This window comes from Rhodosalinus sediminis (genome assembly GCF_003385555.1).
Classification (GTDB): Bacteria; Pseudomonadota; Alphaproteobacteria; order Rhodobacterales; family Rhodobacteraceae; genus Rhodosalinus; species Rhodosalinus sediminis.
Window position 1 is genome coordinate 64,285 of sequence record NZ_QOHR01000013.1, and the last position, 6,334, is coordinate 70,618.

The 6,334-nt window shown below is 68.8% G+C and carries 5 protein-coding genes; 3 read left to right on the plus strand and 2 right to left on the minus strand.

Annotation, left to right across the window (positions count from 1 at the left end):
* Window positions 1-162 precede the first annotated feature (162 nt).
* The 3 genes from DRV84_RS10315 to DRV84_RS10325 are packed head-to-tail and all read left to right on the plus strand — an operon-like array spanning window position 163 to window position 2,975.
* Window positions 163-1,290: an S-(hydroxymethyl)glutathione dehydrogenase/class III alcohol dehydrogenase gene (locus DRV84_RS10315; RefSeq protein WP_115980115.1), complete on the plus strand. Its 1,128-nt coding sequence runs from the start codon at window positions 163-165 to the stop codon at window positions 1,288-1,290.
* 4 nt (window positions 1,291-1,294) lie between these two features.
* Window positions 1,295-2,194: a GNAT family N-acetyltransferase gene (locus tag DRV84_RS16215; protein WP_115980117.1), complete on the plus strand. Its 900-nt coding sequence runs from the start codon at window positions 1,295-1,297 to the stop codon at window positions 2,192-2,194.
* A gap of 58 nt (window positions 2,195-2,252) precedes the next feature.
* On the plus strand, window positions 2,253-2,975 hold the full coding sequence (locus tag DRV84_RS10325) for an NYN domain-containing protein (protein WP_115980120.1): 723 nt from the start codon (window positions 2,253-2,255) through the stop codon (window positions 2,973-2,975).
* A gap of 446 nt (window positions 2,976-3,421) precedes the next feature.
* On the opposite strand, the gene DRV84_RS10330 is transcribed toward DRV84_RS10325, so the two are convergent.
* Both DRV84_RS10330 and DRV84_RS10335 read right to left on the minus strand, forming a co-directional pair.
* Window positions 3,422-4,924 carry a M10 family metallopeptidase gene (locus DRV84_RS10330; protein WP_158547798.1) on the minus strand — a complete coding sequence of 501 codons (1,503 nt, stop codon included), beginning with the start codon at window positions 4,922-4,924 and terminating at the stop codon, window positions 3,422-3,424.
* A 248-nt stretch (window positions 4,925-5,172) separates the two neighbouring features.
* The coding region (locus DRV84_RS10335; RefSeq protein ID WP_115980125.1) for a glycosyltransferase family 4 protein at window positions 5,173-6,334 on the minus strand (1,162 nt) is incomplete at its 5' end.

Genomic DNA, 6,334 nt, shown 5'->3' on the forward strand with positions numbered 1-6,334 from the left:
CGGTGACGTGTCATGCGGTCGGACAGTGGGCTGTCGCATCCCGCAGCGCCGGCCCCCGCGGGGCGCGCCTTGCGGCACGGCCGTGGCCTTGACGCCCGGTGGTGCGTTGCAAAGGGCGCGCGCGTGGCGCAGGCTCGCGGCGAGCAACGCGAGGAGGTGCGCATGCGGACCAAAGCCGCCGTGGCCCTGGAGGCCGGCAAGCCGCTGGAGATCATGGACGTCAACCTCGAGGGGCCGAAGGCCGGCGAGGTTCTGGTCGAGATCAAGGCGACCGGCATCTGTCACACCGACGAGTTCACCCGCTCCGGGGGCGATCCCGAGGGGCTCTTCCCGGCGATCCTCGGGCACGAGGGCGCGGGCGTCGTCATGGAGGTGGGCGCGGGCGTCACCAGCGTGAAGCCGGGCGACCACGTCATCCCGCTCTACACGCCGGAGTGCCGCGCCTGCCCGTCCTGCCTGAGCCGCAAGACGAACCTCTGCACAGCGATCCGGTCCACGCAGGGGCAGGGGCTGATGCCGGACGGCACCTCGCGTTTCTCGACGCTCGACGGCGATCCGCTCTTTCACTACATGGGCTGCTCGACCTTCGCCAACCACACGGTCCTGCCCGAGATCGCGGTGGCGAAGATCCGCGAGGACGCGCCCTTCGACAAGGTCTGCTACATCGGCTGCGGCGTCACCACGGGCGTCGGCGCGGTGATCAACACCGCCAAGGTCGAGATCGGCGCGAAGGCCGCGGTCTTCGGGCTCGGCGGCATTGGGCTCAACGTGATCCAGGGCCTGCGCATGGCGGGGGCCGACATGATCATCGGCGTCGACATCAACCCCGAGAAGAAGGCGAAGGCCGAGTATTTCGGCATGACGCATTTCGTCAATCCGAACGAGGTCGAGAACGTCGCGCAGGAGATCGTCGAGCTCACGAAGACGAAGGCCGACCGGATCGGCGGCGCGGACTACTCCTTCGACTGCACGGGCAACGTCGAGGTCATGCGCGCCGCGCTCGAATGCACGCACCGCGGCTGGGGCGAGTCGGTGATCATCGGCGTGGCGCCGGCCGGCGCGGAGATCTCCACCCGGCCCTTCCAGCTGGTCACGGGGCGCGTCTGGAAGGGCTCGGCCTTCGGCGGCGCGCGCGGGCGCACGGACGTGCCGCAGATCGTCGAGTGGTACATGGACGGCAAGATCGAGATCGACCCGATGATCACGCACACGCTGAGCCTCGACCAGATCAACACCGGCTTCGACCTGATGCACGCGGGCGAGTCGATCCGCTCGGTCGTCGTCTACTGAGGCGGTGCGCGGGCCGGTCCGCGACACGGCGGCGATGATCGCCGGCATGGCGCCCGTCCTGTCGGACGGCCGTTACGTCTTCGCCGAGACCGGGGACCCGGCGCTCCTGGCGCGGGCCTTCGCCGTGGTGCGCGAGGCGGAGGGGACGACGGCGGTGCTGCCGGTCGCGGTGGCGGACGGCGCCGGCCTCGACACGTCGCTGCCCATGGCCTGCATCACGCTCTCGGTGCACTCGGCGCTCGACGGCGTCGGGCTGACGGCGGCGGTGGCGCAGGCGCTCGCCGGGGCGGAGATCCCCTGCAACGTGGTCGCCGGGGTGCGCCACGATCACCTTTTCGTGCCCGCCGCGCACGGAGAGGCGGCGCTGGCGCGGCTCCGCGCGCTGTCCGGAGCGGCGGCGGCGCCCCCTGCCCCCGAGGGCCTGACGCTCCGCCCCGCCGTGCCGGCAGACGACGACGCGATCTGGGCGGTGCTGGCGCCGGCGGTGGCGGCCGGCGACGTCTTCGCCGTCGCGCCGGAGGCCGGGCGCGCCGCCGCCTTCGCCTATTTCCGCCCGCCGGGGGCCGAACTCTTCGTGGCCGAGCGCGCGGGGCGCGTCGTGGGCGCCTACGCGCTCAAGCCCAACCAGGGCGGCGGCGGCGATCACACCGCCAACGCCGCCTATTGCACCGCGCCGGAGGCCCGCGGCGCGGGCGTGGCGCGCGCGATGCTCGCCCATTCGCTCGACACCGCCCGCGCGCGCGGCTTCACGGCGATGCGGTTCAATTTCGTCGTGGCGACCAACACCCGCGCGATCGACACCTGGGCGCGCGCGGGCTTCGCCGTCGTGGGCCGCCTGCCCGGCGCTTTCCGCCACCCGAGCGAGGGCCTCGTGGATGCGCTGGTGATGCACCGGCGGCTCTGAGCGCATTGTCCCCGCCCGCGCGATGCGCGATGGTGACGCGCACAGCATCGGAGGGCCCATGGCCGACGACGACCGCACCAAGCTTCTCGCCGTCCTGATCGACGCGGACAACGTGCCGGCGAAATACGCCCGCGCGATCCTCAAGGAGATCACGAAATACGGCGAGCCGGGCCTGCGGCGGGTCTATGGCGACTGGTCGAACCAGCGGCTCTCGGGCTGGATCCGGACCGCGCAGGAACTCGGCCTCGTCCAGCATCAGCAGACCGCGAACACCAAGGGCAAGAACGCCTCGGACATCGGGCTCGTGATCGACGCGATGGACATCCTGCACGCGGGCCATTTCGACGGCTTCGTGCTCGTCTCCTCGGACAGCGACTTCACGCGCCTCGCCTCGCGCATCCGCGAACAGGGGCTGACGGTGATCGTCATCGGCGAGGCCAAAGCGCCCGACTCGCTCAAGAACGCCTGCAACCGCTTCGTGGCGATCGAGAACATCTACGAGGACGACAGCAAGCCCGCGCAGCAGAAGGCGGCCGAGAAGCTGACCGGCAATTCGCTGAGCGAGGCGCGCAACCTGTTCTTCGACGCCATGGAGAAGCTCGACCACGAGGACGAGTGGTTCCCCCTCGGCCGCATCGGCCAGCAGATTCAGGCCGACCACCCGGATTTCGACACGCGCACCTACGGCAAGCGCAAGCTTTCCGACCTCGTGGGCGAGCTCAAGGTCTTCGAGACCAAGCGCGGACAGAACAACCAGATCCTGATCCGGCGCGTGGACTAGGGGCGCAGGACCGGCGCCCCTCGGTGGGCCTTTCGGCTCGGGCCCCTACCCGCTCGAGGCGCCCGAGCCAGCGTGACCACCGCCCGCCGGGCCCCTGCCCTGCAACCGGCCGCCGGTCGCGGACGGGCGTGGTCGCCGGATCTGCGCCGCGCGCGCAGCCGCCGTGCGTCGCGCGGCCGATCTGTCGGCCGCCGTGCGTCTTCGGAGCCCGAGGTCGTCGGGTCCGCGCGGGCCGTCCATCCCCCGACACGCTGGAGATTGACCGTTCGGCGCAGGGACGGGGCGGCCTGCGGGCCGGGGCGTCGGGAAAGCGCGGGTCACGCGTCCCGGCGTTGCCACGCCTTCGGACCGGCGCTCATCCGGGGCGACCGCGGACGCGCCGGGGACGTCGCGGATCGCGACGCCCGTGATCTGCATCTCGACCACGGCAAATGCACTGCCCCGCCTCAGGCGAAGTTACTCGCCTGCCAGCTATCGATATCGAGCGCTTTGCCCTCGAGCTGTGCGAGCTGCGCCGCCTGCAGCCCGGCGGCGTCATTCTCGACGTGGAAGAGTGCCTGCGTCTCGCCCGTGGACTGGCTGGCGGCCGCGATCACGATGGCTTCGCCCCCCGCGGCGATCTCCAGCGCTTCGAAGGCGCCGCCGTCCGCGAAGGCCGTCTCGACCTGCGCCGCGGTCTCGAGGACGGCATCCGTCAGCCGCAGGATCTGCCCCTGCACAAAAGCCTCCGGCACGCGATCGGCCGAGACGACGTCCAGAAGGTCCTTGACGGCCGCGCCCATAAACTGGATCACGTCCCGGCCGACCCCTTGCTCGAAACCATAGACAAGGTCCGAACCGACATCGCCGGGGTCGATGATCACCGTGTCGGGCGACGCCGTCACCTCCGAAAGGTCGATGATGTCCGACCCCGGCCCGCCGTCGAGCGTGTCCGCACCATCGTCCGCGAAGATGCGGTCGCGCCCCGCGCCGCCCGCGAGCCGGTTGTCGAGGCCGTTGCCGATCAGGCGGTCGTCGCCCGCGCCGCCGATCGCGATCTCGATCTCCGTGTTCGCCGAGATCGCCAGTTGCCCGGCCGCCGAGATCAGATCCGGCGTCGCGCCGACGAAGCTCTGCTGCCCCTCGCGCAGGTCGAGGGTGACCCCCTGCAACTGCCCCGCCGCCGAGATCGTGTCGATCCCGCCGCCGTCGATCACGAAGACGCCCCGCTGGCCGGAGACGGCATAGGTGTCGTCCCCCGACCTGAAGGACGGATCGACCCCGTAGGCTTCCGTCAGCGCCATCAGGTCGAAGGCGCGGAACGCGCCGTCGAAGGACGACGGCGGCGCATCGTAGGAGAGCGCCGTCCAGACGGTCGTGTCCTCCTCGGCCGTCAGCGTCGCCGTGCTGCTGCCGTCCGCTTCGAAGGGATGCTTCAGCCCCAGCGCGTGGCCGAGCTCGTGGATCAGGAGCTCGTAGTCGAGATTGGTCAGCCCGTCCGCGTATTGCTCCGGAGCGTCGTAGAGTGGAGAGATCAGGACATCAGACCCGGTGAACGAGACCGTCGAGGGGTAATAGGCGTAGCCGAGGGTGTCGCTCGGCATCGCCGTGCGCGACACCGCGATGACGTTGGTCGCCTCGAGGTCGGTCGTCTCCACGAAGCGCACGTCGACCACGGCCTCCAGCCGGGCGAGGATCTCGCGCGTGGCGGCCGCCATGGCCGGCGTCGCCGGCTGCCAGCCGTCCGCATCGTCCCTCCCGGCGTAATACGCCGGCCGGGTGTGCGGGACCGCGTAGGCGATGGTGCGCTCCACCTCCTCGATCGCCCCTGCGAGGCGGTCGAACTCCGGGCCGCGCAAGGCCGCGACCCAGTAAGGGTCCGCCTCCGGCTCCCGCAGCGCGAAGCGGTTGGGATCCTCTGTCGTGGGCGCCGTGTAGGTGGAGCTCGGCGGGGTGTAGCCGTCGGGCAAACCCGGCCCCGGATCAGGCCAGGGGACCGGCTCTGACTGGACGGAGCCCTCGTTACCTGGCCGCGGACTGGAGCTGCCGCCGCCACCGCCGCACGCCGCGAGCAGGCTCACCGTCGATACAAGTCCAGAAGATTGAACCGCTCGTTCGGCACGGTTGAGTTTGGAGCCGCCTGCGGCCAGCAATGGATCCCGATCCTTCGCCGAAAAATCGGCAGACCTCAATCTCACCTTTCGCCGATTTGACCACATTACAATCGCGCCTCGAGCCGCACCTCGAAGTCTCCAGCACCTTGCGCGAGAAGCGGCTGAAGTGCGTTCCAAAGCCGCCGCGTGCTCACGGTGATGTCGTGCCGCGCTCTCGCGACCTCGTACGCTCGCTGGACATAGGCTTGGTAATGGTCGTCGTCGTCGTAGAAGCGGATGATCCGATCTACGACCGGCTGGAGCATCTTGCGCCCGGGAATTTTGGTATACGGCGGCTCGTGGAATGTCTCGGGAAGCTGCAACTTCACGCCGGCGTCACCAACCGCTTCGGGCAGGCCACCACTGTCCGTAAAAATGGCTGGGATGCCGTTCATCATCGCCTCAACGCCAACCCGCCCGAAGCTTTCCCACAAGAGACTGGGCGCCAGAAGCAGTCGCGCCCGCCCGTAGACGGGACGCATGTCGACGACGTGGCGTGTCACCTTGACATTGGACAAACTGCCGCTGTCGCCGCCCAATTGCTTCAGTACGGACTGCACCAGCGGCTGCCACGCTCCACGCGACTCGACGACTTCGAGCGGGATATCCGGGCGTTGCTCTTCCAGCATCAAGGCCAACTGCAACGCCACGCCCGCCCCCTTCGCGAGGGAAGGGTTGATTAGAAGGACATTCTCTCGCGAGTGTTTGTCCGCACAGACTTCCTCAAAATAGACGAAGGCCCCAATCGACTGAACCTCAATCCCGAGTTTTTCTTTGTAAAAGGACGCGGTCGCTTCACTATCGGTCAGAATGACGTCCACATCCCGACACCATCGCGTGCCTTTATAATTGCCGTTCGCAAGATAGGCAGCGGAAGGAACCCCACGCGACTTGGCTTCAGCAACAGCCAACATGTCGAGCGCGCGTCCCCCGTAGAAGAAAACGATGTCGGGCCGGAACTCGTCCAACAGTCGACGAAAAAGTCCGAACCAGACATCGCCCTCCCCTGCGGTCATGTCGTCGCGCTTGATCGACTGCGTCTTCACAAGGAGATGCGTCAACGGTCCATCTTTGACGCGAACAGCTTGTCCGTCTCCGGCCCAAACCTTGTCCTGCGGCAAAAGCGCCGCCCCCGCTTCGGCGTCCAATATCGTCGCGCCGAGCACCTCGACCTCGGCGCCCGTTTGCGCCAATTGCTTCAGGATCGTCTGATCTACCGCTTCGGCA

Excerpts from the sequence above, each read along its gene's own strand:
- DRV84_RS10315 (WP_115980115.1), top strand. The coding sequence starts at position 163 with ATGCGGACCAAAGCCGCCGTGGCCCTGGAGGCCGGCAAGCCGCTGGAG.
- DRV84_RS10325 (WP_115980120.1), top strand. The coding sequence starts at position 2,253 with ATGGCCGACGACGACCGCACCAAGCTTCTCGCCGTCCTGATCGACGCG.